We start from the raw sequence: 23,089 nt of genomic DNA, 5'->3' as shown, positions 1-23,089 counted from the left end.
ACCATGGTCCGCTGACAATTGCTTTGATCGCTGTTAGGGCAGGGCGGATGAAAAACCTGCTTATCGTCTATTATAGTTATACCGGCGGCACCCGTCAGATGGCCGAAGCCGCTGCGGCCGCCGCGCAAAGCGAAGAGGATGTCAAAATCTCGCTGATACTGGCCGAGGATTGCAAGCCTGCTGACATGCTTGCCGCCGATGGCTATATTTTTGCGACGCCGGAAAATCTGGCGGCAATTGCAGGCGTGATGAAGGCTTTTTTTGATCGCTGCTATTATCCGCTGCTGGGCCAGATTGAAGGTCGGCCCTATGCTGCGATGATTTGTGCAGGTTCGGATGGGGAAAATGCGCGAAAACAGCTGGAGCGGATTGCGACCGGTTGGCGACTCAAGAAAGTCATCGATACGCCGATAATCTGTACCCATGCGCAGACCGAAGAGGAAATTCTCGCACCCAAAACAATAACCGAGACGGATAAAGGGAAGTGCTCTGAAATTGGAGCCACGCTGGCCGCCGGTCTCGCTATGGGCGTTTTTTGATCAACCGGGCGACACGTTCTTGCAGCACCGGAATGACACCTGCTTCAAACCATGGATTTGCCTTGAACCACCGGATATTACGAGGGCTGGGATGGGGAAGGGGCAGGGCGCCCGGCCAGAACTCTTCCCACCGCTCCACCGTCCCGGTGAGCGTTTTGGATTTCTTGTCGCCAAGATGCCAGTCGAGGGCATATTGACCCAGAATCAGTGTCAGCTCGATATTCGGCAAGTGATCAAGCAAAGGCCGCCGCCATTGCGGTGCACATTCGGAGCGGGGCGGAAGGTCTCCTCCTTTACCTGTTCCGGGAAAGCAAAAGCCCATCGGTATGATCGCGAATAATGCTGGATCATAAAATTGATCTTCGCTCACGCCGAGCCATTTACGAAGGCGCTTTCCACTTTGATCGTCAAAGGGACGCCCTTTTTCATGGGTTTTGCTGCCGGGTGCTTGCCCGGCAATCAGGATTTTGGAGGTCGTTCCTGCTTGCAATAAAGGGCTTGGGCCGAGCGGCAGGCCATCGCAAATCTTGCAGGCGCGAACATCTGTAAGCAACTTGCCAAGTTTGTTTACGTTGTCCGTCATTTATTCATCATCGCGGCGGCATATCGTCAGATGATTTGACTCTTCGTCCTTTGCCGGAGCGGCGAGTGCAAAGACATAAGATAGATGAGTTTGCTCGCGTCCCTTCATTGCACCGCGCCCCCCGTTCACCACGGCGGCAAAGTCTTTGCATGCGACCGCACTGCGCAGATAGTCGCCATGTCCCACGCGGCCCTGACTGACGGCGGTGGTATCAACGATGGTCAAACCGCTTTTTTCTGGTGGCGCATCATATTGCGACTTTGCGGCATAGCAGCGTTCCGGCAGTCCTTTTTCTTTCAGTTCCGCCGCTTTGAACGGGTCAAAGCAGCGCGGATTTCCCAATCGCGGATAGCCATGGACATCATGGGAAAGAGATAGCGCTGAGTCTTTTGCCGAAGCATAGACAGTTATCCGGCGATCATTGTTGACCCGCCGGGCAGACAGTATTTCCTCGGCAATATCTCGCTCGAAATCCTGTCGGTCAACGTCTGGAGAAGCCAGAATGATGTTAGAAATGACACTCGAATCGCCATTGGACGCGGTCCGGTCAACAAATTCGACCGCTGGCAAAACCAAACGCGCACCCAGTGAGTGGGAGACCAGTACAATTTCCTTGGTCCATTCTTGCTGGGCAAGCTTGGTCAGGAACCGCCGAAAGTTGCGTTCGTCCCAATACATATTGGTTTCATCAACGGCGTATTTCAGCAACTGCCCCTGCGAGGGCCAGCTATACTGAATGACCGGACCGGTAAAACCCGTGAGACGTGAAATTTGGGCGGCATCGCGAGAGCTTGTGAAAAATGTTTCGCGATAGCCATGGACATAGAGCAAGACGCGGCCGTCACGATTGCCCATCGTTCTGGACAGATCCGTCCACCACTGTGTCTCGTTGGACATGGCCAGCGGGATGCGGCGACCATCGACCTTGCCTTTGTCATTCAAGACATCCTGCGGGGCGCCGAAGCGGCCATAGCGAACTTTATCTCCGCGATGCTTGAGCAATTTGACGGTTTCGTTGCGACAATCGGGCAATCGGCTGGTGACGACAAAAAAGGGCTTGTCGGCCAGCGCTGTTTCACCATTCGTACCATCGGTTGAATGGGCGGATGAAATATCTGTAGCCGCTGGGTTGCATCGCCCGTTGGCGACATAGTCTGCGTGGCGGATATCGCCATAGTCAACCGGTGAGATACAGCCAGTAGCTATAAACGTCAGGCCCAATGCCAGCGGCTTCAAACCACCCAATAATGCCTTGAGCGTACCGCTGACCATGGTTCAGCCGCGATGCTCGCTCTTGACCCAGCGAACGGTGCCGGAAGACGCGCGCATCACTACACTTTCGGTTGTCATGATGCCGTTGCGGAGTTTCTTGACGCCTTCCAACAAAGAGCCATCCGTCACACCGGTTGCAGCAAAAATAACATCACCTTTGGCGAGTTCTTTCAGGTCATAGACTTTATCGAGATCTTCAATACCCCATTTGTGCGCCCGTTTACGCTCGTCATCATTGCGGAAGGTCAGGCGGCCTTTGAACTGCCCACCGACACAGCGCAGCGCCGCAGCGGCCAATACGCCTTCCGGCGCTCCGCCGCTGCCCATATACATATCGACAGTGGTTTCTTCATCGGTGGTGGCAATGACACCCGCCACATCGCCGTCCGGGATGAGCATGATACCGCAGCCGATTTCGCGCAATTCGGAAATAATCTTCTCATGACGAGGGCGGTCAAGGACACAGACAATGATGTCGGCCGGCGCCACGCCTTTTTCATTGGCAACGGCTGTCACATTTTCGGTAACAGATTTATTGAGATCGATAATATTGTCGGAATAGCCAGGGCCAACGGCGAGTTTGTCCATATAGACGTCCGGCGCATTCAGCAGGTTGCCTTTCTCGGCAATGGCGAGAACCGCGAGGGCGTTTGCACCTGCTTTAGCGGTGATTGTAGTGCCTTCCAGCGGATCGAGGGCAATATCAATTTCTGGCGATTCGCCAGCGCAGCCGCGCCCGACTTTTTCGCCGATAAACAGCATTGGTGCTTCGTCGCGTTCACCTTCACCAATGACCACGGTTCCGCAAACATCCAGTCCGTTCAACGCGGCCCGCATTGCCTCGACCGCCGCGGCATCGGCTGCCTTTTCATCACCTCGACCAATGAGTTTTGAAGCAGATACAGCTGCCGCCTCGGTGACCCGCACCATTTCCAATACGAGAATGCGTTCGAGAATATCACTTGATTTGGGCATTTGAATGTCTAGTCCTTCTTTAAGGGGCAGATTTTGAACTCTCGATAGGGGAGCGATATGACAATGTCGAGAAGCCTTATAACCTTGTCTTTAATCCTGACTTCCAGCACGTTTTTCGAGACGGCTCATGCCCAGATAGAGGCAGATGACCGCACGCTTCAGTTGATCGAAACAGCGCATCAATTGGTAGCGGTCGATGCCGATGGCTGTCTGAAGAATAGCGATCCCGACGAAATTGTCGTTTGCGCCAGATTTGATGCCAACCGCAAATACCGTCTTCCTTTTCCCGAACTGATTGAGCGGGATCAAAGGATCAGAGAGCCGATTCCGACAGGAAATGCGGAATATGTGAATACCGGTCGCTGTTATATTGATGCCAGCGAGCGCAAATGTTTCAAAGGGCTACCGATAATGAGCATATCCTTTGGCGGATCAGGTGGCGGGGTTGGCGGCCCTGCTGGAAAGCTGTGGCGCATCATTGAGCCGACCGTGCCGGATGAAGACTATGTGAAACAGGTGCAGATCAAAGCAAATGATCCGGCCGAGTGATCGGAAGATTCCTAATCTTCATCGCTTAACAGATGCATGACGACCGGCGCGCCCTGCAGACTGCTGGAATCGGATAGCTTTTGAAGACTTTGGATAACGTCGCGTTCCTTGCTTTGATGGGTTACCATAGAAATCAGCACAGAGCCTTCATCGGTCTTTTCGGTTTGTATCAGACTCTCGATAGAGACTTCTGCATCACGCATGGCGGCGGTGATTTCTGCCAGCACTCCAGGTTTATCGGTTACAACGAAACGGATATAGCTTTTGCCCGTACGATTACCGCTTTCCGCGCGTTCGCGTTCGGTCATTTGATCTGCTGACATGGTGAAAACGCTGCCGCAATCGCCGCGGGCAATATCGATAAGGTCGGCGACTACAGCCGATGCGGTTGGGCCATCACCGGCGCCGGCACCCTGAAACATCAACCTTCCGGAGAAATTGCCTTCGGCAACAACGGCATTGGTTGACCCTTCAATATGTGCCAGAGGATGATTTTCCGGGACGAGATAAGGATTGACCCGCTGAAATAGTTTCTCGCCGTCAATGCGCGCCATACCAAGCAGGCGGATGCGATATCCCAAAGCTTTGGCCTGTCCGATATCTGCGGCCATGATATTGCGAATTCCCGAAATTTCGACACCGTCAAAATCAACCGCTGTACCAAAGGAAAGCGCGGCAAGAATCGCTAGCTTATGGGCGGCATCGACGCCATCAATATCAAAACTGGGATCGGCTTCCGCATAGCCCAGGTCCTGAGCGTCTTTCAAAACTGCATCAAAATCGCTGCCATGCTTTTCCATGGTTGCGAGTATATAGTTACAGGTCCCGTTCAATATGCCGTAGACCCGCTCTATGCGATTGGCAGATGCGCCGTCACGCAGGCCCTTGATGACAGGAATGCCGCCAGCAACAGCGGCTTCATATTTCAATGCAACGCCTTTGCTTTCGGCCAGTCCGGCCAGCTCCATACCATGATGGGCGATCATCGCCTTGTTGGCGGTTACGAAGGATTTTCCTTGTTTCAGGCTGTTGCGGGCAAGGTTGAGTGCGGGGCCATCAGACCCGCCAATCACTTCAACGACACAATCGATCTCCGGATCGGCGGCGAACTCATCCATATCATCGACCCATTTATATGGGCTGAGATCAACGCCTCGATCGCGATTGCGGTCACGTGCGGAGATCGCCACAACAGAAATGGGGCGGCCGGCATTCTGCGCAATCATAGAGCCATTTGCATTGATCAACCGAATGACGCCGGAGCCGACAGTGCCGAGACCTGCTAAAGCGATGCGGAGAGGTTTTGTCATGATGGAGACCTTGAATTCGGGCTGATAAGCGAAGTGATCGGACGTTCGACGCCGACTAATAGCGTCACGGCATCATATTGCCAGCCTGTCTTTGCTGCACCTAGATAAAAGAGCCAATAGCAGGCTATGCAAAGAAGCTTATCGAGGCCGATATTCTGGCCGGCGGGATCGGGGGCAGTTGCCCAGATCCTGTATTACCAGATTATAATCCCGCCGAGCCTGGTTTGCGTTGCTACCCGAATCGCCCGTTAGAGCCTCCTCGGGTAGAGATTGGGGTAAGAAACAGGCCAGACGATACCATAGCAGGCTGTTGCGCACCGGCGCGCGTGCTGCCTCATCGACAATCTCGCTGAGCGATACTGCCCAGACTTTTTTCTGACCTTCGCGGCTCAATATGGTGATGGAGACAGGGTCGCGCGACACGGTTTCCAGGAATATCTGTGTTTCGCCTTCGCCGATAATTGTTCCGGGAACATGAAAAGCGCTGCCGATACTGGCAATGGCGGGCGGCGCGTTGCGGGCGACGATTTCACGTACTATGGATCGGACGCGCTGATCTCTGGCGGGAGTCCAGCCAATCTGCGCATCCGGCGCGGAAAGTTGCACGTCGCCATTGGTGGCCGAAAGATTGCGCGCGAAAATAATGAATGGCTTTTTCTTTATCTTGGGCGCTTTCCCGCGTTCATTGAGCGGCAAGTCGATAATGTAGCGAATCGTTTCCGGTATCCCGCCCTGACCCCGAATCAGCGCGTTGGTTGTCGCTACAATATAGTATCTTTGGGTTCCCGGCGGCGCATTTGGTGCGCGTTCGGGATCGACTTTAATCGCTTCCTTAACTGTAACATGGGCAATGATCGGTGCGCCGGTGCTCAGATCGGCAAGATCGGCATATTGCAATGGATCAGCAGCGGTACTTGATTGAGAAAAAGCAAGAGAATCCGCTGTTATTGCCCATAGCAAGGTGATGATTGTCATCGATAGTTTTTGCATGATTTTCCTGTGAAATTTCGCTTTGCAGACACCTGTCAACAATTGTCATTCTGAGTTTTCGACAGCTTAATCAATGCTGAACTAACAAAGCGATTGCCTGTCTCCATCTACCACGTTAAAACATTTTTAAGACGGCTTTCAAAGCAACGAAAAGCTGTCATGGGGAATCTAGGGATCGCTGTGGGTAAAACTCCAACAGTTCTCAACAAAAACCTTGTTGCGAGGTTTCGATTCCCGAGGGAAGAAAAGGAGTTATGTTTCTGAATGGCTTATGCTGACCAACAACAAATGAGTTCGAGCAAGATAATTTCCATTATTCTTGTCGTTCTTATTCACGCGCTGTTTGGATATGCTTTGGTGACCGGACTAGCTTATAGTGCTGTAAAGAAAGTGGCATCAGAGCTCGATATGATCGATATCCAAGAAGAAGAACCGCCCGAAGAGATTGAAGAACCACCACCACCACCGCCGGATCAGCCGATTGAACCACCACCAGTGGTAACGCCTCCGCCAATCGTGGCACCGCCAGCGGCGCCAAGACCTGTGATATCCACGCAACCAGTAGCGCCTCCTGTAGTCGCGCCTGTTGTTGCTGCACCGCCTCCGCCTCCACCGCCGCCTCCACCGCAGCGGGCAAATCCGGAGCCGCGTGGTAATCCAGGTAACTGGGCGAACGCGAACGACTATCCATCACGTGCACTGCGTGAGGAACGCGAAGGTACTACTAGCTTCCGTGTTACGGTTGGAGCGAATGGCCGTGTTTCTGATTGTCAGATCACGGGGTCAAGCGGCCACAGCGATCTGGACGCAGCCACCTGTAAAAATATCAAGCGTCGTGCACGGTTCCGTCCAGCACTTGATAGTCAGGGCAACAAAATGGCTGGGACATGGTCTAGCCGGGTTCGTTGGCAGATACCGAAATAATTATGAATCGCAGCGGGCTGGCTTCCGTCAGTCCGCTGCAAAAACTGTTTTGAAATTAAATCCATCCTTGAGGGGAATATATAATGTTTATTGAAATCTTAGCGGCCGGTGCAACGGCTCCACAAAACCAGTTTGGCTTTTGGGAAGCAATGGAGCAGGGCGGCGTTATCGCTTGGTTCACATTGGGCGTACTGGCGATTATGTCCGTATCATCTTTCTACATTCTGTTTTCAAAACTGTTCGAGCAGAACAAAGTTATGAAGCAGGGACAAGCTGCTCGCTCTTCGTTCTGGAAAGCAAACAGCCTGAAAGAAGGCGCTGCCAAGCTCGACAAGAACAGTGCGTATCGTCAGATCGTTGACGACGGTATCAAGGCCGAAGAAGATCACGCCCGTTTGACCGACCCTGTGGAGGCGCATGACTGGTTGCACGGTTCGCTGGATCGTTCACAAGGTTTGATCAACTCCAAACTTGCTACGGGTCTTCCATGGCTCGCAACGGTTGGTGCAACGTCTCCGTTTATCGGTCTGTTCGGTACGGTTATCGGTATTTACCGCGCACTGATCAAAATTGGTATTGCTGGCCAAGCATCAATTGATGCTGTTGCTGGTCCGGTTGGCGAAGCTCTGATCATGACCGCACTGGGTCTTGGTGTGGCCGTTCCTGCCGTTCTTGCCTATAACTGGCTGCAGGGCCGTAACAAGCGTATCGCCGAAGATCTCAGCGATTTTGCAAATGATGTTCTTGGTTACATTTCGTCCGACGGTGCGGTGAAACCATCCGCAATGAAAGGTGGGGCTCCAGCGAAGCCAGCAACCGCAGCTGCAGCAAAGCCGGCTCCGAAAAAGTAAGGCGCTAGCCAAAGCCGTTTGCGGACATCAATGTTTCTGCAAACGGCTTGGGCTGGTCCTGATTTTCGAATGCGCAGGGTCATCCTGCAATTTCGGTAAGTATAATTATAAGAGGATAGAATCTTATGGCGATGAATGTTGGCGGCGGAGGCGGAGCGGAAACTCCCCTATCGGACATTAACACGACCCCGCTGGTGGACGTCATGCTCGTTTTGCTGATCATTTTCTTGATCGCCGTTCCTGTTGTGATCCAGACGGTGGAGTTGGAATTACCGGTTATGGAATTTGAAGTGACAACAACGAAACCTGAAAATGTTTTGCTTGCTGTTACCACGACTGACTCTGCCGGACGTGATCCTGGCGATCCGGAATATTCCGGCGCCAATCCAGGCGGTAATTGCCGGGTCTATTGGAACACGACCCCGATCGATTCGAATGAATTGGTGCAAAGAGCCGTGACGCAGCTGGAAAACCAGATTGAAGCTTTTGGCGGTGTGGAAAATATGACGCCGGAAGATATGCCGGAAGTGCATATTCGCGGTGACATTAACACACCCTATCGGTGCATTGGCGGGGCAATTTTTGCCATGCAGCGCGCGGGTTTCGCGAAAGTCGGATTTCTCTCGACACCGGTTGCAATCGAATAGCCCGAAACGGCATGAAGTTTAGAGTATTTAAGGAGACGCACTAATGGCCATGAGCGGCGGCAAAGATGATGGTGAGCCGATGATGGAAATGAACACGACGCCGTTGATCGACGTCCTGCTCGTTTTGCTCATCATGTTCATCATTACAATCCCGGTCCAGACCCATGCGGTTAAACTGGACCTGCCTGTAGATGATCCAAATCCACCACCACCACCACCAATTGATCCGGTAAAAAACCGGTTGGGCATTACGGCCACCAATCAGATATTGTGGAATGATACGCCTGTTACACTCAATCAGGTTAAAAGTTTTCTGATACAAACCAAATCAATCGTTCCAGAGCCTGAACTGCAATTCCAACCGGATGCAGTGGCGGCCTATCTGACCGTTGACCGTGTATTGGCGGAGATCAAGTCTAGCGGTGTCAGCAAATTTGGTTTTGTCGGCAACGAACAATATAGCAGCTTTAGCAAGGCATCACGTTTGCCGAACTAAATGTTTGCGATAACGCTTTAAAAGGGGCAGTGGAGCGATCCACTGCCCCTTTTTTATTCCCGGTTCCGGGCGTTTCGTGTGCGGCTTTGGCATCAAAACTTTGAACGAGAAAGTGGGTTAGGGGGCGATCAGTTTCAAGCAGGTTGGTTGGGTCGCGCCAAACCGCAGTGGGCTTGTTGTTGTCACCCTCTGGTCTTCACAGGGTGAAGCATGACGCAAACAACGTGGAATCGTCTGTCTACTGAGAACCAATTCTGAGATAAATGTGGTCCACAGTTCTGCTTCAGACCGCCAAGGCAGTCTTCGACTGTTCACTGCCATTAAACTGCAACTCTGCCAGCTTCGAATAAAGACCGTTTTTCGCAATCAGGCTGTCGTGATCGCCTTGCTCCACAATCTGACCTTCATCCATGACGATGATCCGGTCAGCAGAACGAACGGTCGCCAGCCGGTGGGCAATGACAATCGTTGTCCGGTTTTTCATCAAATTGTCCAATGCGTCCTGCACCAGCTTTTCGCTCTCTGCATCCAGTGCTGATGTCGCTTCGTCCAAAAGCAGGATCGGTGTTTGACGCAGCAACGCCCGGGCAATTGCCACCCGTTGCCGCTGACCGCCGGATAGCCGGGTTCCTGCTTCGCCCATGAAGCTATCAAGGCCGTCGGGTAGCTCCAGCAGGAATTTTTCTGCATTGGCCGCGCGGGCCGCTGCCCAGATTTCCTCGTCGGTCGCATCCCACATGCCATAACGCAGATTGTCGCGAGCCGACGCCGCAAATAGCACGGTATCCTGAGGCACCAGCGCCATCCGCTCCCGAATGTCGGCAGGGTCGGCGGAGGGCAGGGCCACACCATCAATCCGGACGCTGCCGCCCTGTGGATCGTAAAAGCGCTGTGCGAGCTGAAACAGGGTTGATTTGCCGGCACCGGAAGGCCCGACAACCGCAACGGTTTCGCCCGGCGTCACTTTCAGGGAGAAGTTCTTGAGAGCATTGGTTTCCTGGCGCGTGGGATAGGCGAAGGTGACGTTGTCGAACGAGATTTGTCCCCGCGGTGGTTCCGGCAGGGCTATCGGCGAGGCCGGGGCTGCAATGCCCGGCTCTTCGGAAAGCAATTCAGCCAGACGGCCAGCGGCGCCTGCTGCACGCAAAAGATCGCCATAAACCTCTGTCAGTGCACCAAAAGCACCGGCTACCAGTCCGCCGGTCAGGACGAATGCGGCAATTGTACCACCGGAAATGGTTCCATCGGCAACGCCGATCGCGCCGCGCCACATCAATAATGTAATACCGGTAAATACCAGCGCGATAACCACTGCCGTTAAGGCAGCTCGCAGCCTTATCCGCCGCTTTGCGGTTTCGAACGTGGTTTCTACCGCGCCGCCAAATCTTTCATGCTCGCGGTTTTCCTGACCAAAGGCCTGGACGATTTTCATGGCGCCTAGCGTTTCAGAAACCATGGCACCGACATCGGCAACCCGGTCCTGACTGAACCGTGACACGCTGCTCAGTTTGCGGCCAATGAAAACGATCGGCAGAATGACAATCGGGATACCCAGTAACAATCCCGCTGTCAGGGCTGGTGCCAGTGTGAATAGGAATATGATCCCGCCCACACCGACAATGGTGTTGCGCAGGGCCACCGACACGGTGGTGCCCACGGTCTGTTCGATAATTGCGGTATCGGATGTCATTCGCGATGCGATTTCCGATGGACGGTTTTCTTCAAAAAAACCGGGGGCAAGGCGCAGTAAATTGCGCTGAACCGCCAGTCTGATATCAGCGACAACCCGTTCGCCGAGCCAGCTGACAAAATAGAAGCGAAGTGCTGTGGCCACCGCCAATATGGCAACAATCACCAGCAGAATTTGAAAATAGGGAGCGATTTCTTCTCCGCCGGAAGCAAAGCCTTCATCGACGATCGACTTGAAACCCCACGGAATCGCCAACGTCGCCAGGGCGGCGACCAGTAAAGAAATTGCGGCAAAGCCTATCTGCCTTGGATAACGAATGGCCCGATCCCAGACCATCCGCAAATTGCCTATTCTTTTAATCGCAGGTTTTTCTGTCTTTGACGGCTCCTGTTCAGGGGCATTGTCATTGGTATTTTCACTCATAAACGAAGCCCCTAGCAGTCGGACCTTTGCGCCACAATCCTGTTGGCCATCAGATAGGGATGGAAAATCCCATGCGCAATCAGACCGGTCTTTCCTAGATAGGATTAAATTGTCCGATGCCAAGGATCAGATCAACAGAACGACCCATATTGGGATCGTTGCCACTGCGTCAGGCAACTCACTGGAAAACCGCCGCAACATTGCCTAAGAAACGATGATATTATAGCGGTTTTCTGCTGTATGATTCGCTCTGAAAGCCGGACGGCAAGCTGGAGCATATTGGGCTAAGGGAAGTAAACCGTGAACCAGATCGCATCTAAAGGCCAATTGCGCATGTCGCTTTTGCGCTGGGTTTTATTCATCGTCCCGCTGATTGTTCTATTGGGTTTCATATCAGGACAGGTTGCGGGTTCAGGCGAGGAAAATCGCTGGTTTCAGGCGCTGGTTAAGCCGGAGGCACAGCCACCCGGCTGGATGTTCGGAGTTGCCTGGACGATCCTGTACACCATGATGGGAATAGCGCTGGCAATGATAATGCATGCCCGTGGCGCGCCGCTGCGCGGCCTCGGCATTATTCTGTTTCTGGTGCAATATGCACTCAACCTTTTCTGGTCACCGCTATTTTTCGGCATGCATCAGATATCTGCAGCCTTCTGGTTGTTGATCATGATTTTTGCGACGGCTTTTGTCACAACGCTGGTTTTCGGCCGTGTTCGCAAAGCTGCTGCCTGGTTAATGGTTCCCTATCTGGCGTGGCTCTGTTTCGCTGCGATTTTAAACAAGCAGATTGTCGACCTTAATCCGGGTGCAGAAACTCTTGTTGTGCCTGCAGCCAGTACCCAGATATAAGAGCGTAATAACCTGACCCTGACCCCCAGACGGAGTAATTGACATGCAAAGCCAGAACAGATTTTTTGATGACCTTTCCAAAGTACTGAACGGGCTGGCCGGAACAGTGGCCGGTGTTGGCCGCGAAGCCGAGGCGGGTGCGCGGGAGCGGGCGAAGGAATGGGTCGGCGGCATGGATTTTGTGTCGCGGGAAGAATTTGAGGCGGTCAAGGAAATGGCGTCCAAGGCACGCGCTGAGGCTGATGCATTGAAAAAACGGCTTGATGCTCTTGAGAAGTCCGCACCAAAATCAGCAGCAGCAAAGCCAGCCGCCCGGAAAACAGCCGCGAAAAAGCCTGCGGCCCGTAAGCCGGCCGCACGCAAGCCAGCACCAAAGAAAACCACGCCGCCAAAATCAGGCAGCTAGTTTTCGTCCCGGATCTGGTCGACTTTTTCGCCACAGAATATCCACGCTGATTATCCACAGTCTTCCCACAAACAATATCGACCAAGGGATTACGCCGCCTTGCCCTGCATGTTGAGCTAGGCCACTAAGGCTCTGATGCAGGGGCAAAGATGCAAATGATGTGGAACCGTAATGCTTGACGATATATGGTCTGAGCTTGATCAGGAAGAAGCGCCGCCGGTAGATATGCTGGTCGCTTTTTTCGAGGCACGCGGTTGGTCGGTCAATCATGTCAGTGAAGAAGAAATCTCGGTCGAGATTAAAGGCAACTGGACCAGCTATCAGTTGCGGGCGATCTGGCGCAATGAGGACCACGTTTTGCAATTGCTGCTTCTGCCGGAGCTTCGGGTCCCCGATGACAAGAAAATCGCCATTTACGAAACGCTTGGGTTGGTGAATGAGCAGCTTTGGCTGGGCCATTTTGATCTCTGGTCAAACGAAAATATCCTGTTGTTCCGGCATGCAATCATGCTGGGTGGCAGCGGCCTGCTTGGCCTCGATCAGGCGCAGACAATTGTCGATATGGCGATAGATGAATGGGAGCGCTTTTACCCCGTGTTCCAGTTCGTGTTGTGGAGCGACAAAAGTCCGCAGGACGCGATTGCCCATGCCATGATCGATACGCAGGGTGAAGCCTGAAGGAGTGAAGCGTGATCGGAGACGGGTTTGAGAACATCTGGTTTGTCGGTTGCGGCAATATGGGTGGAGCGATCCTGCAGGCGTGGCTTGATCAGGGCCTGGACGGTAACAAGGTCACTGTAGTCAAGCCGAATGCATCGGCGCTGCCGGGCGGATTACAATCGCAGCCGGATTATCCTGAAGGTTCATCTCCCGATCTGGTGATGCTGGCGATGAAGCCTTATCAGCTGGACGATGTCGCAGTGAAACTCGCACCATTGGTGCACGAAAGCACACATATCGTTTCTGTGTTGGCCGGGACCGAAATTGATATTTTGCGGACAGCTTTTCCGGACGCAGGTAAAATTCTCCGGCTAATGCCCAACATGGCTGTAACGGTCGCCAAATCACCGATGATCCTGATCAGCGAAGCGGAGGATGCCGAACTCAAAGCGCAGATGAATGAGTTATTTGCCCCGCTTGGACCACCTGAATGGCTTGAGAATGAAGAGCAGATGCATCTCGCAACTGCCCTTTCGGGTTCTGGTCCTGCCTTTCTTTTTCGGTTTATCGATGCGTTGGCCGTGTCGGCGGCCGTGTTGGGCATGAACAAGGCGCAAGCCGAGCGCCTTGCTCTGGCGATGGTCGATGGTGCCGCGACGCTGGCTGCTGAATCAGATCTAAATCCGGGTGTGCTGGCCGACCGGGTGGCCAGCCCGAATGGCGTCACCCGCAAGGGGTTGGATGTACTGGATGCTGACGGCCGGGTGAACGCGCTGCTTCATGACGTCCTGAAAGCGGCGATGGAACGCAACCGGGAAATGGCCGAGGAAGCGAAAGCCTGATCTTTCCTACAGAACGGGCGCTGTGATAGTGATACCGCGCTCTTTCTCCGCTTTGTATATTGATCCCGTTACCAGCTGGATGAGCTAGCCGAGCGAATACCGGGGTTAGTTAGAATTGTGTGAACTTTGGAATCTTATTACGGGCCAAAAAAGCCCAAAAGGCGCCTGTACACTTTGTAAACTTTGTAGCTGTTCAGGCCTTGTTCTTTCAGGTTTTGTCCTTGCGTAGGTCAAATACCATCTGTCGGTCGCTTTCGGGGACCAGCCCCTCTAGCACATGCCAGAAACCCGTTACGGATTCCTGTCCCGCGGTCACATAGGCGGCGGACAGCTTTTCCCGTAACTGCGCGAACAGCTCTGCTTCCAAAGCGGCGCCTTTATCGGTCAATCGAAGTAATTTCTGGCGGCGATCCAGAGCGCCGGTTTTTGTTACCACGAGATCCCGATCGTGCAATTCCTTCAGAACCCGGCCCAAAGATTGTTTGGTAATCGCAAGCAACCGCAGCAGCTCACCAACCGTCAAATCCGGTTGGCGCGCGATGAAATAAAGCGCCCGGTGATGCGCCCGGCCAAGGCCCTGTTTGGCAAGCTCCTGGTCAATTGCATTGGTCAGCCGGGTATAGCCAAAATAGAGCAGTTCCACACCGCGCCTGATTTCGTCTTCGCGAAGGAAGAGCGGCGATGCTCCCGGGGAAGCAGAAGGGCGAGATATGTCAGCCATGTTGACGTATCTTGACATGCTGCTTTGGGGATTGCAAGATAATCTGATTAAGGTTGCAAACCCTTCCATCAGTTCAGCGAAAGTGACAGAATATGGCGCATGACGATAGTCTGGAAATCCTTGTTGAACGGAATGATGCACCAGTATCGGATGCGGACCGGGCAAAGCTTCTGGAAAATCCGGGCTTTGGAAACCTGTTCACGGACCACATGGCGGTCATCCGTTATACAGAGGGACAGGGCTGGCATGATGCCAAAATAACAGCGCGCGCGCCTATCCCGATGGATCCCGCGTCATCGGTATTGCACTATGCGCAGGAAATATTTGAAGGGATGAAGGCCTATCGCCTGGCAGATGGCACGACCGCCCTGTTTCGCCCTGAACAGAATGCCCGGCGTTTCCAGTCATCGGCACAGCGAATGGCGATGCCAGAACTGCCAGAGTCGGTTTTTCTGAAGTCTGTTGAAGCACTGGTCGATATTGACCGCGACTGGTTTCCCTCCGCCGAAGGCGGGTCCCTTTATTTGCGGCCGTTCATGTTCGCCAGTGAAGTGTTTCTGGGGGTTCGTCCTGCGAAGGAATATCTCTATATGGTGATCGCATCGCCAGTCGGTGCCTATTTCAAGGCCGGCGCGTCAGCGATTACAATCTGGGTATCGAAGGATTATACCCGTGCCGCTCCTGGCGGTACCGGAGCCGCCAAATGCGGCGGCAATTATGCGGCCAGTCTAGTCGCGCAGGCCGAAGCGATTGATCAGAATTGCGATCAGGTGGTGTTTCTTGATGCTGCCGAGCAACGCTGGGTGGAAGAGCTTGGCGGTATGAACCTGTTCTTTGTGATGGACGACGGACGACTGATCACACCGCCGCTTACAGGTACAATTCTGCCGGGAATTACACGGGAATCGATAATGACCCTGGCACGCGAAGAAGGGCTGACGGTCAGCGAAGAACCTTATTCCATCGACCAATGGCGTGCAGATGCAGCCAGCGGGAAATTGAGAGAAACATTCGCTTGTGGCACTGCCGCGGTTGTGACAGCGGTGGGCACGGTCCGGTCCGAGGACGATGAATTTACCATCGGTGGTGGCGGCCCTGGCCAGTTGACCGAGAAACTGCGGATGCGGCTGGTCGATATTCAGCGCGGCCTTGCCGAAGACAAGCATGGCTGGGTCAAACGCCTGTTCTGAAACAATGTAGAAAAATAGCTGTAACTGCCCCTTGCCCCTTTCGGGTAAGTTGGATATTAGGCCCCTTCGCTGACGAATGAAGCGGCCAATATTGGGGTGTCGCCAAGTGGTAAGGCAGCGGCTTTTGATGCCGCCATGCGCAGGTTCGAATCCTGCCACCCCAACCATTCGATCTGTTGCCCTTGCAATATAACAAATCGAATCACTGCTGCTCATTATCTCCACAACGACCTGTAAATTCGCACCGATTTGGATGAAACGTGCCTTCCAGACGAAGAAATCGATGGCCGTTTTGGTAAAATTCCCATTTATTATGTAAAGCTATGTAAATTAGGTGTCGTGGCTCTGGTAAAATCCACGAACATAGATGTAAACAAAATCCGGGTTGGGAATTTATATGAGGCGAAAGCAATGGGATGTTTGCTTTCGCTACCGGGGAAAACACGTATGCGCATAGCAATTGCAGACGACGATAGAGAAGTCGTAGATTTTTTGGGTAAAATTGTTGAAGAGCAAGGCCATGTTTTCGTGGGTTTTGCAGATGGCGACGCTTTGGCCAATGCTTTGCTGCGTGACACTTTCGATCTGGTAATCCTGGATTGGAACATGCCTGGCAAGACCGGCATGCAGATCCTGGAATGGATGGAAGGTGCGGTCGATGATCGTCCGCCGGTTATGATGATGACGAGCCGCACTGCAAAACAGGATATCAGCGACGCACTGAACGCTGGCGCCGATGATTATATCACAAAACCGGAAGACCCGAATGTAATCGCTGCCCGGATCAATGCGATCCTTCGGCGCGGCAACGGCTCCACGGCCATGGAAACAACGGCGCAATATGGTGACTATATTCTGGACCGCATCGAACAGAAGGTCCGGCATAACAAAACGGAAGTGGCTTTGACCGCCAAGGAATTTGAATTGACCGATTTGATGTTCCGTAATCGCGACCGGACTTTGTCACGGCGCTATATTATGGAAACGGTCTGGCGGACCAACGCGCATCTGGCGACGCGGACGCTGGATATGCATGTGTCGCGGGTGCGGTCCAAATTATCGCTGACGCCTGAGAACGGGTTTCGGATTTTCACCGTTTTCGGTTATGGCTATAGGCTGGAGACATTAAGCAACGGGGTATGACCATGACCTTTGAAAGACGTAAGCGAAAATATCTCAAATGCTTGCAGCTTTCATCCCTGCTTTTATTGGCTTCGGTTTTTGTCTCACCGCATATCGCGCAGGCCCAGTCTTCTGCCAATAATGAACGTGTTGAATATGTGTTCAAGCGCGGCGATACCCTGATTGAACTCGCCGGAAAATATATGCGTAAGCGCTCCGACTATGTGACGGTGCAGCGGCTCAACCGGATAGCAAACCCTCGTTTCATTCCTGTCGGAAAAACCATATCGATCCCGTTCCGCCTGCTGAAGTACCGGCCGAGTGAGGCCAGTTTGAGTGCTTTTCGCGGCAATGTTTCCATCGCACGTGATGGTCAGACCATCGCCCCAGTGACAGGCCTCGATATCGCGGAGGGTAGCAGGCTTGCCACTGCAGCAGGCAGCTTTTTGACACTGGAGCTGGAAGATGGATCCCGTATTTCCATGCCATCCAACAGCAAGATGCGGATTACGCGCTTGCGGCATATTCTTCTTACCGACAGCGTGGACTATGAATTGGCAGTGGATAGCGGCCGGATGCGTTCCAAAGTTACACCTTTCGACAAGAAGGCGGATCGGTACCGGGTTCGCACACCAGTGGCCGTTTCTGCCGTTCGGGGTACAGATTACCGGACCCGCGTGGATGAAGCGACTGGCTCGGCTTATTCGGAGACAGTTGAAGGTGCGATTGAGGTTGCTGCGGGGGAGAGCCTGGACAGCGCAAACATAGTGTCGGTTCCGGCTGGCACTGGCGCCGCTGCGACCGTTACCGGTGATCTTGCAAAAGCAGATCTGCTGACGCCGCCTGAACTTGTCGATCCGGCCAAGGTGCAATCCGAAGAGACGCTGGAATTTGTCGTGGCGCCGCGAGAAGCAGCCACTGCCCACCGTATCCTTGTTTCAACTGACGCCGGCTTTGTGGATATTGTAACGGAGCAGCTAAGTGACGGCGCAACCATAAGTCTGCCCGGCATCGAAGACGGACGCTATTTTGCCAAGGCAACCGCCTTTGGACGAGATGGTTTTGAAGGGATGCCCGCGACCTATTCTTTCAAGCGACAGCTAAGTACGCTCAGCGGCAGTGCCGGCAAGGGTGATTTTGGCTATCGATTCAAATGGTCGGGTGCCGGCAAGGGTAAACGCGTTTATCGTTTTCAATTGCTGCTTGGCGATACGAATGCCGTTCCGATTGTCGATGAAGCTGGCCTCACCCGAGACGTCATTACCCTGTCCGACTTGCCCGACGGCGAATATTACTGGCGCGTCGGGGTCACACAATATTCTGTGGACCCGGAAGATACCGACGTGTTTCAGAAATGGACCGATTTCGAAAAATTGACGGTAGCTGGCTAGGGCCGCTGATTAGCGGCCGGACTGCCAAAGATGTACCGGGTCGCCTTTTGTCTCTATGTGGAGAATTGATTGTCCATGAAACTGCGTCGCCGCCTCGGAATTGAATGGGCCGGTGTGGCGCTTGGGGCATCGCTGATAGTCACTGCACTGATCTACTGGAACAGTCTCTCCGGCTTTGACAACCTACTTTATGACCAGCTTTCTGAATATGATCGTCCGGAGGCATCCGAAGAAATTTTGATTGTCGCCGTCGATGAAGACAGTCTGGCCGCATTTGGAAAATGGCCATGGCCGCGCGATCGACATGCAAATTTGTTCAGCATATTGGCGGATGCAAAGCCAAAGGCGATTGCATTTGATATATTGCTAAGCGAACCCGGTGACACTGATGAAGACCAGTTGATGGCACAGGCGGCCGGGCAAAATGATAATCTGTTTCTGCCGCTGCACTTTGTCTTCCCGGGGACCAATGGGGCAGATTTTGATGTCAAAGAGCCAATTACACCCCTGAAGGAGGCTGTTGCCGGAATCGGGCACGTCAATCTTCTTTTCGATCGTGACAGCGTAGTACGCCGGACATCATTGTGTTTTGGCGGAATCACCGACCCTGTGGACAGCGCCAGGACGGTCTGGCCGCATCTCATGGAACAGGTTTATCGCAGTGTGAGTGGTGGTAGTTCATCGGCCTTTGACAGTCTTGAAAATTGTCAGAAACCTTTGCTCATGCCCTATGCGAACCGCGGGGCCTTTTCCCAGGTCCCATATGCTGCAGTCGTAAATGGCGAAATTCCGGTAGCGTTTCTGAATGACAAGATCATATTGATAGGCGCAACCGCCCAAGGGTTGGGTGACCAGCATCCTGCGCCGCTTGGCGATGGTGGTACTGTCGCCGGTGTCGAGATTATGGCCAATATGCTGAATGATATCATGGCCGACAATTTTATCGCGCCCGTTTCGACAGGCACGCAAATCCTTCTGTCGCTGATCCCGACCTGGATATTGCTGATCGGTTTCTGGCGCTGGCGGCCCCGAACAACGATCTTTGTCTCGATCGGGTTGGTTGCCGTCATATTGGTCGCCAGCGCCGTTCTGTTGTCCTTTCAGATATGGTTTGCGCCCGGTGCAGCGCTGGTCGGACTGGGGCTGGTCTACCCGGTCTGGGGATGGCGCCGACTGCAGGCGACCAGTGACTTCATGGGCGGTGAGTTGAAAAATTATCGCTCCGAAACACCCGATATTCCTGTTCTGCAAAGCTCGCTGGGTCCTGTGGATCTGGTAACCGAACAAGCCGAAGAGTTAGCCCATGCCATCAAGCATGTTCGTGACCTGCGCCGGTTCATTACCGATGCACTGACCAATTTACCCGACCCCATGTTCATCACTGACCTCGATGGCAAGGTCAAGTTTGTCAACAAACTGGCGCAAACCGGGGTCGAGGATGGTGCTCAGGATCTGGCACTTGATGACATGCTGGATCGCTTTGTTTCGCCTGAAGATCTGGGCGATGTTAAAAATTACCTAGCGCTGGACCAACAGGCCCGCGAACATGATTATATCGATTTCACCTCACTGAATGATCAGGTTTTCGCGATGCGCCGGGCCCGGGTATTATCCAATGAGGGAGAATTGCGCGGGCACATCCATTATCTTGCGGACATAACCGAAGTCGCCAATGCGGCACAGGAACGTGAAGAAGTCTTGCAGCTTTTGTCTCATGACATGCGGTCCCCTCAGGCGGCGATATTGGCGCTACTGGATGGTCAGGATGCAACGGATGACAACAAGCGGATCGAAAGCCATGCTCGCCGGACTTTAGCGCTGGCCGATAATTTTGTCGGTCTGGCGCGAATAAAGTCGAGTGAATTTTCCGGCGAAGATATTCTGCTGTCTGACCTGGTGATTGAAGCCAATGATAGCTTGTGGCCACTTGCTAAACAGCGGGGAATCAAATCAACGGTCGACGATCAAACGGACGGTGCATTCATCGTCGGCGAGCCATCTAGTCTTTACCGGTCGTTCGCTAACCTGATCGACAATGCGATCAAATACAGCCCTGACAACAGCCAGATTTCTATCCTGCTTCGCAATATCAGCCTCGACAAGCAACCCTTTGTGTCCGTTACAATTACCGATCAGGGCAAAGGTATAGCGGAAGACATGCTGGGCAATCTGTTCGAGCGCTTCGCGAGCAATGACGCAGCGTCCAAGGGAGCCGTCAAAGGCGCCGGTCTGGGGCTCAATTTCGTGGCGGCAGTGATCGAGCGCCATGGCGGCACCATCCGCGCAGGGAATGTCCGGGATGGCGGTGCACAATTTACGATATTATTACCTCTGGCACCGGAACCGGCAGACGCAGATTGATATCAGAGAACTATTCAATACCAGTTCGAGTGCGGACTTTACTGTTCACTGTTTGACCGGAATTCCCCAGATCGGAAAGAGCAGCGTCAATCAGATGCGGTAGAGACTGCTCCATCGACCCTTTGCAGTGATATTCTGCTGCTGTGCCGGAATAGACGGTCGATCCATCGGAGGTGTTGACCATATTGATGGTCAGGCGATGTTCCACATCATCACAGGATTGTAGCGGCTTGCGTTCCTTTTTTTCGGCGATGGTGGCGATATTATCCTTTTCACCTGTTGTCATAGCGATGGATGCCGGCCGATCTGCCAAGGCGATGTGAACCAGTATCGGTGCCTCGTCTACCGCAGCAAAGTTTCTCGCTACCAGCGCTTCAGCAACCATCTTGCGCGCTGTTTGATAAGCTGCGCTATTCTGTTCCGGTTTGGCCGTGAAACTATATTGCTTCTGGGCGGGCAAAGATGATCCCGCCTTTGTCTGAATCCGGGTTTCAATCGGGCCGCCGCAACTCGTTGTCATGGCGATGAGCGGCATCATCAGGATGGCAAGGCGGCGCATAGCTGTCCTCGGCTAGTTAGTGACCGCTATGCTCAATAATGCCATGGGCCAGAAATGTCACGACAATAGGCGATCACACCGGATATCGTCGCTTGTTCCTCAGCGGGTCAGAACGTAATAAATCACGTAAAACCAGGAAAAAAAGCCGTGGATAATCGCCCAAAGAACTGACTGATGCGTGGTGAAGCTGATCGCGATGGCAAGTGCGCTGCCAAAGCCAACGCCCTTGCTGACAATTTCTTTACGAACATAGGTCGCGCCACGGCTCATTGGTGATCCTCCATCTTCATAATCTTCTGGCCGCATTCGTTCCGGCTTAATCCTATCCGCCATTGCTTATGCCGCTTCGCGCGCGCGATCAGAAAGCTCCTGATTGAGCATTTCTGCCAAAAGAAATGCCAGTTCCAGCGATTGCGCTGCATTTAGCCGGGGATCACAATGGGTATGATAGCGGTCGCCCAGTGCCGCTTCGGTAATCGCAACGGCACCTCCGGTGCACTCTGTTACATTCTGACCGGTCATCTCGCAGTGGATGCCGCCGGCCAGAGTACCTTCAGCGCGGTGTACGGCAAAGAAGCCGCGAACCTCGGCGAGTATGCGCTCGAACGGCCGGGTTTTGTAACCATTATCCGCCTTGATGACATTACCATGCATCGGATCGCAGGACCAGATGACCGGATGGCCTTCCTGTTTGACAGCGCGGACCAACGGCGCGAGGCCGCTTTCCACCTTGTCATGTCCAAAGCGTGAGATCAGTGTGATCCGGCCAGCCTCGCGGGCGGGATTCAACGTATCAAGCATTTTCAGCAGATCATCAGACTTCAGCGATGGGCCGCATTTCATGCCAATCGGATTGCCGATGCCGCGCAGAAATTCGACATGGGCAGAGCCTTCAAAGCGTGTCCGGTCACCAATCCACAGGAAATGGGCGCTTGTGTCATACCATTCGCCGGTCAGGCTGTCCTGCCGCGTCAAGGCTTCTTCATAGGGCAGCAGCAAGGCTTCGTGGCTGGTGTAGAAAGATGTTCCTTTCAGTTGCGGCACGGTATCAGGGTTGAGGCCGCACGCTTCCATGAAAGACAGGGCTTCACCGATACGGTCAGCCATTTCTTCGAATTTCTTGGCCCAGGGGCTGCGGCTCATGAAATCATGGGTCCAGCCATGCACCTGTTGCAGGTTGGCATAGCCACCTGTTGAAAAGGCACGCAGTAGGTTGAGCGTAGCCGCTGCCTGATTATAGGCACGGATCATCCGCTCGGGATCAGGGTCGCGGCGGCCTTCTTCAAATTCGATGCCATTGATAATGTCACCGCGATAGCTCGGCATTTCGACACCATCTTGCGTCTCGGTCGGGGCGGAACGCGGCTTGGCAAACTGCCCTGCCATCCGGCCCAGCTTTACGATTGGCATTTTCGAAGCGTAGGTCAGTACCACGGCCATTTGCAGGATGACCCGAAATGTGTCGCGGATATTGTTGGGATGGAACTCAGCGAAGCTCTCGGCACAATCACCGCCCTGCAGCAGAAAAGCCTTGCCCTCTGCGACTTCAGCCAGATCCTGTTTCAGGCTGCGCGCCTCACCGGCAAAGACCAACGGTGGATAGGTGCCAAGCAGCTTTTCTGTATCCGCGAGCTTCGCAGCATCGGGATAATCAGGCATTTGCAGACCTTCAAAATTTCTCCAACCGTTCGGCGTCCAGTTCGTCGCCATGAGCACACTCCAATGTCTTTCACTTAAAA

24 protein-coding genes and 1 tRNA gene are annotated in these 23,089 nt (G+C 53.4%); 15 read left to right on the top strand and 10 right to left on the bottom strand.

From position 1 onward, the window contains the following. Positions 1–47 precede the first annotated feature (47 nt). Positions 48–539: a flavodoxin family protein gene (locus AC6I9Z_RS15860; RefSeq protein ID WP_461459064.1), complete on the top strand. Its 492-nt coding sequence runs from the start codon at positions 48–50 to the stop codon at positions 537–539. On the opposite strand, the gene AC6I9Z_RS15855 is transcribed toward AC6I9Z_RS15860, so the two are convergent. From AC6I9Z_RS15855 to glpX, 3 genes are read right to left on the bottom strand one after another with little or no spacing between them, the layout of a single operon-like run. Next, positions 523–1,122, bottom strand: a complete 600-nt coding sequence (locus tag AC6I9Z_RS15855) for a uracil-DNA glycosylase family protein (RefSeq protein ID WP_461459062.1) — start codon at positions 1,120–1,122, stop codon at positions 523–525. The two genes, AC6I9Z_RS15860 and AC6I9Z_RS15855, sit on opposite strands and share 17 nt — an antisense overlap. Beyond that, positions 1,123–2,394 (bottom strand): alpha/beta hydrolase, encoded by a 1,272-nt coding sequence (locus tag AC6I9Z_RS15850; RefSeq protein WP_461459060.1) that lies wholly within the window; start codon positions 2,392–2,394, stop codon positions 1,123–1,125. It abuts the gene before it with no gap. A gap of 3 nt (positions 2,395–2,397) precedes the next feature. Further along, positions 2,398–3,369: a class II fructose-bisphosphatase gene (glpX, locus tag AC6I9Z_RS15845; RefSeq protein WP_109355694.1), complete on the bottom strand. Its 972-nt coding sequence runs from the start codon at positions 3,367–3,369 to the stop codon at positions 2,398–2,400. Between the two features lie 57 nt (positions 3,370–3,426). Between glpX and AC6I9Z_RS15840 the strand changes: the two genes are divergently transcribed. Continuing rightward, a complete protein-coding gene (locus AC6I9Z_RS15840) occupies positions 3,427–3,918 on the top strand; it encodes a hypothetical protein (protein ID WP_461459058.1) in 492 nt (163 codons plus the stop codon). An 11-nt stretch (positions 3,919–3,929) separates the two neighbouring features. Here the strand turns inward: AC6I9Z_RS15840 and AC6I9Z_RS15835 are convergent, their stop codons facing one another. Continuing rightward, on the bottom strand, positions 3,930–5,228 hold the full coding sequence (locus AC6I9Z_RS15835) for a homoserine dehydrogenase (protein WP_461459056.1): 1,299 nt from the start codon (positions 5,226–5,228) through the stop codon (positions 3,930–3,932). Positions 5,229–5,366: 138 nt separating this feature from the next. Further along, on the bottom strand, positions 5,367–6,218 hold the full coding sequence (locus AC6I9Z_RS15830; RefSeq protein WP_461459055.1) for a hypothetical protein: 852 nt from the start codon (positions 6,216–6,218) through the stop codon (positions 5,367–5,369). Positions 6,219–6,482: 264 nt separating this feature from the next. On the opposite strand from AC6I9Z_RS15830, the gene AC6I9Z_RS15825 reads away from it, so the two are divergent. The 4 genes from AC6I9Z_RS15825 (at position 6,483) to AC6I9Z_RS15810 (ending at position 9,136) form a co-directional block, all read left to right on the top strand. Next, positions 6,483–7,142, top strand: coding sequence for an energy transducer TonB (locus AC6I9Z_RS15825; RefSeq protein WP_109355697.1), 660 nt, complete (start codon positions 6,483–6,485; stop codon positions 7,140–7,142). Positions 7,143–7,225: 83 nt separating this feature from the next. After that, positions 7,226–7,993 (top strand): MotA/TolQ/ExbB proton channel family protein, encoded by a 768-nt coding sequence (locus AC6I9Z_RS15820; protein WP_461459052.1) that lies wholly within the window; start codon positions 7,226–7,228, stop codon positions 7,991–7,993. A gap of 125 nt (positions 7,994–8,118) precedes the next feature. Continuing rightward, complete coding sequence (locus AC6I9Z_RS15815) at positions 8,119–8,640, top strand: ExbD/TolR family protein (protein ID WP_109355699.1); 522 nt, start codon at positions 8,119–8,121, stop codon at positions 8,638–8,640. Between the two features lie 43 nt (positions 8,641–8,683). Further along, complete coding sequence (locus tag AC6I9Z_RS15810) at positions 8,684–9,136, top strand: ExbD/TolR family protein (RefSeq protein WP_461459050.1); 453 nt, start codon at positions 8,684–8,686, stop codon at positions 9,134–9,136. Between the two features lie 283 nt (positions 9,137–9,419). Here the strand turns inward: AC6I9Z_RS15810 and AC6I9Z_RS15805 are convergent, their stop codons facing one another. Next, positions 9,420–11,249, bottom strand: coding sequence for an ABC transporter transmembrane domain-containing protein (locus AC6I9Z_RS15805; RefSeq protein WP_461459048.1), 1,830 nt, complete (start codon positions 11,247–11,249; stop codon positions 9,420–9,422). A 300-nt stretch (positions 11,250–11,549) separates the two neighbouring features. Between AC6I9Z_RS15805 and AC6I9Z_RS15800 the strand changes: the two genes are divergently transcribed. From AC6I9Z_RS15800 to AC6I9Z_RS15785, 4 genes are all read left to right on the top strand, one after another. Further along, positions 11,550–12,098, top strand: a complete 549-nt coding sequence (locus tag AC6I9Z_RS15800) for a TspO/MBR family protein (RefSeq protein WP_461459046.1) — start codon at positions 11,550–11,552, stop codon at positions 12,096–12,098. A gap of 43 nt (positions 12,099–12,141) precedes the next feature. Continuing rightward, positions 12,142–12,504: an accessory factor UbiK family protein gene (locus AC6I9Z_RS15795; protein WP_461459044.1), complete on the top strand. Its 363-nt coding sequence runs from the start codon at positions 12,142–12,144 to the stop codon at positions 12,502–12,504. A gap of 171 nt (positions 12,505–12,675) precedes the next feature. Then, on the top strand, positions 12,676–13,182 hold the full coding sequence (locus AC6I9Z_RS15790) for a type III secretion system chaperone family protein (RefSeq protein ID WP_109355704.1): 507 nt from the start codon (positions 12,676–12,678) through the stop codon (positions 13,180–13,182). 11 nt (positions 13,183–13,193) lie between these two features. Then, entirely contained in the window at positions 13,194–14,006 is an 813-nt protein-coding gene (locus AC6I9Z_RS15785) for a pyrroline-5-carboxylate reductase family protein (protein WP_461459041.1), read from the top strand. A gap of 208 nt (positions 14,007–14,214) precedes the next feature. Here the strand turns inward: AC6I9Z_RS15785 and AC6I9Z_RS15780 are convergent, their stop codons facing one another. Then, positions 14,215–14,727 carry a MarR family winged helix-turn-helix transcriptional regulator gene (locus tag AC6I9Z_RS15780; protein WP_254054288.1) on the bottom strand — a complete coding sequence of 171 codons (513 nt, stop codon included), beginning with the start codon at positions 14,725–14,727 and terminating at the stop codon, positions 14,215–14,217. A 92-nt stretch (positions 14,728–14,819) separates the two neighbouring features. On the opposite strand from AC6I9Z_RS15780, the gene AC6I9Z_RS15775 reads away from it, so the two are divergent. The 5 genes from AC6I9Z_RS15775 to AC6I9Z_RS15755 all read left to right on the top strand — a co-directional run bounded on the left by AC6I9Z_RS15775 (position 14,820) and on the right by AC6I9Z_RS15755 (position 20,791). Then, positions 14,820–15,917, top strand: coding sequence for a branched-chain amino acid aminotransferase (locus AC6I9Z_RS15775; protein ID WP_461459039.1), 1,098 nt, complete (start codon positions 14,820–14,822; stop codon positions 15,915–15,917). Positions 15,918–16,009: 92 nt separating this feature from the next. Continuing rightward, positions 16,010–16,084, top strand: a tRNA-Gln gene (locus AC6I9Z_RS15770). Positions 16,085–16,364: 280 nt separating this feature from the next. Further along, complete coding sequence (locus AC6I9Z_RS15765) at positions 16,365–17,060, top strand: response regulator transcription factor (RefSeq protein WP_109355707.1); 696 nt, start codon at positions 16,365–16,367, stop codon at positions 17,058–17,060. Positions 17,061–17,062: 2 nt separating this feature from the next. Beyond that, entirely contained in the window at positions 17,063–18,430 is a 1,368-nt protein-coding gene (locus AC6I9Z_RS15760; RefSeq protein WP_461459037.1) for a FecR family protein, read from the top strand. A 75-nt stretch (positions 18,431–18,505) separates the two neighbouring features. Then, the gene (locus AC6I9Z_RS15755) at positions 18,506–20,791 is read left to right on the top strand and encodes a CHASE2 domain-containing protein (protein ID WP_461459035.1); all 2,286 of its coding nucleotides are present in this window, start codon (positions 18,506–18,508) and stop codon (positions 20,789–20,791) included. A 10-nt stretch (positions 20,792–20,801) separates the two neighbouring features. Here the strand turns inward: AC6I9Z_RS15755 and AC6I9Z_RS15750 are convergent, their stop codons facing one another. The 3 genes from AC6I9Z_RS15750 to AC6I9Z_RS15740 all read right to left on the bottom strand — a co-directional run bounded on the left by AC6I9Z_RS15750 (position 20,802) and on the right by AC6I9Z_RS15740 (position 23,060). After that, entirely contained in the window at positions 20,802–21,350 is a 549-nt protein-coding gene (locus tag AC6I9Z_RS15750) for a hypothetical protein (RefSeq protein WP_461459033.1), read from the bottom strand. Between the two features lie 99 nt (positions 21,351–21,449). Then, a complete protein-coding gene (locus AC6I9Z_RS15745; protein WP_461459031.1) occupies positions 21,450–21,683 on the bottom strand; it encodes a hypothetical protein in 234 nt (77 codons plus the stop codon). Positions 21,684–21,686: 3 nt separating this feature from the next. Then, on the bottom strand, positions 21,687–23,060 hold the full coding sequence (locus tag AC6I9Z_RS15740) for a class II 3-deoxy-7-phosphoheptulonate synthase (protein WP_461459029.1): 1,374 nt from the start codon (positions 23,058–23,060) through the stop codon (positions 21,687–21,689). Positions 23,061–23,089 lie beyond the last annotated feature (29 nt).

The organism is Parasphingorhabdus sp. (assembly GCF_059726685.1).
The sequence above is the reverse complement of the archived record's forward strand: the minus strand, read 5'-3'. Positions and strand labels throughout refer to the sequence as shown.

Bases quoted from the DNA above. Each gene is read 5' to 3' on its own strand.
- AC6I9Z_RS15860 (WP_461459064.1), top strand. From the start codon at position 48: ATGAAAAACCTGCTTATCGTCTATTATAGTTATACCGGCGGCACCCGT.
- AC6I9Z_RS15855 (WP_461459062.1), bottom strand. From the start codon at position 1,122: ATGACGGACAACGTAAACAAACTTGGCAAGTTGCTTACAGATGTTCGC.
- AC6I9Z_RS15850 (WP_461459060.1), bottom strand. From the start codon at position 2,394: ATGGTCAGCGGTACGCTCAAGGCATTATTGGGTGGTTTGAAGCCGCTG.
- glpX (WP_109355694.1), bottom strand. From the start codon at position 3,369: ATGCCCAAATCAAGTGATATTCTCGAACGCATTCTCGTATTGGAAATG.
- AC6I9Z_RS15840 (WP_461459058.1), top strand. From the start codon at position 3,427: ATGACAATGTCGAGAAGCCTTATAACCTTGTCTTTAATCCTGACTTCC.
- AC6I9Z_RS15835 (WP_461459056.1), bottom strand. From the start codon at position 5,228: ATGACAAAACCTCTCCGCATCGCTTTAGCAGGTCTCGGCACTGTCGGC.
- AC6I9Z_RS15830 (WP_461459055.1), bottom strand. From the start codon at position 6,218: ATGCAAAAACTATCGATGACAATCATCACCTTGCTATGGGCAATAACA.
- AC6I9Z_RS15825 (WP_109355697.1), top strand. From the start codon at position 6,483: ATGGCTTATGCTGACCAACAACAAATGAGTTCGAGCAAGATAATTTCC.
- AC6I9Z_RS15820 (WP_461459052.1), top strand. From the start codon at position 7,226: ATGTTTATTGAAATCTTAGCGGCCGGTGCAACGGCTCCACAAAACCAG.
- AC6I9Z_RS15815 (WP_109355699.1), top strand. From the start codon at position 8,119: ATGGCGATGAATGTTGGCGGCGGAGGCGGAGCGGAAACTCCCCTATCG.
- AC6I9Z_RS15810 (WP_461459050.1), top strand. From the start codon at position 8,684: ATGGCCATGAGCGGCGGCAAAGATGATGGTGAGCCGATGATGGAAATG.
- AC6I9Z_RS15805 (WP_461459048.1), bottom strand. From the start codon at position 11,249: ATGAGTGAAAATACCAATGACAATGCCCCTGAACAGGAGCCGTCAAAG.
- AC6I9Z_RS15795 (WP_461459044.1), top strand. From the start codon at position 12,142: ATGCAAAGCCAGAACAGATTTTTTGATGACCTTTCCAAAGTACTGAAC.
- AC6I9Z_RS15790 (WP_109355704.1), top strand. From the start codon at position 12,676: ATGCTTGACGATATATGGTCTGAGCTTGATCAGGAAGAAGCGCCGCCG.
- AC6I9Z_RS15780 (WP_254054288.1), bottom strand. From the start codon at position 14,727: ATGGCTGACATATCTCGCCCTTCTGCTTCCCCGGGAGCATCGCCGCTC.
- AC6I9Z_RS15775 (WP_461459039.1), top strand. From the start codon at position 14,820: ATGGCGCATGACGATAGTCTGGAAATCCTTGTTGAACGGAATGATGCA.
- AC6I9Z_RS15765 (WP_109355707.1), top strand. From the start codon at position 16,365: ATGCGCATAGCAATTGCAGACGACGATAGAGAAGTCGTAGATTTTTTG.
- AC6I9Z_RS15760 (WP_461459037.1), top strand. From the start codon at position 17,063: ATGACCTTTGAAAGACGTAAGCGAAAATATCTCAAATGCTTGCAGCTT.
- AC6I9Z_RS15755 (WP_461459035.1), top strand. From the start codon at position 18,506: ATGAAACTGCGTCGCCGCCTCGGAATTGAATGGGCCGGTGTGGCGCTT.
- AC6I9Z_RS15750 (WP_461459033.1), bottom strand. From the start codon at position 21,350: ATGCGCCGCCTTGCCATCCTGATGATGCCGCTCATCGCCATGACAACG.
- AC6I9Z_RS15745 (WP_461459031.1), bottom strand. From the start codon at position 21,683: ATGGCGGATAGGATTAAGCCGGAACGAATGCGGCCAGAAGATTATGAA.
- AC6I9Z_RS15740 (WP_461459029.1), bottom strand. From the start codon at position 23,060: ATGGCGACGAACTGGACGCCGAACGGTTGGAGAAATTTTGAAGGTCTG.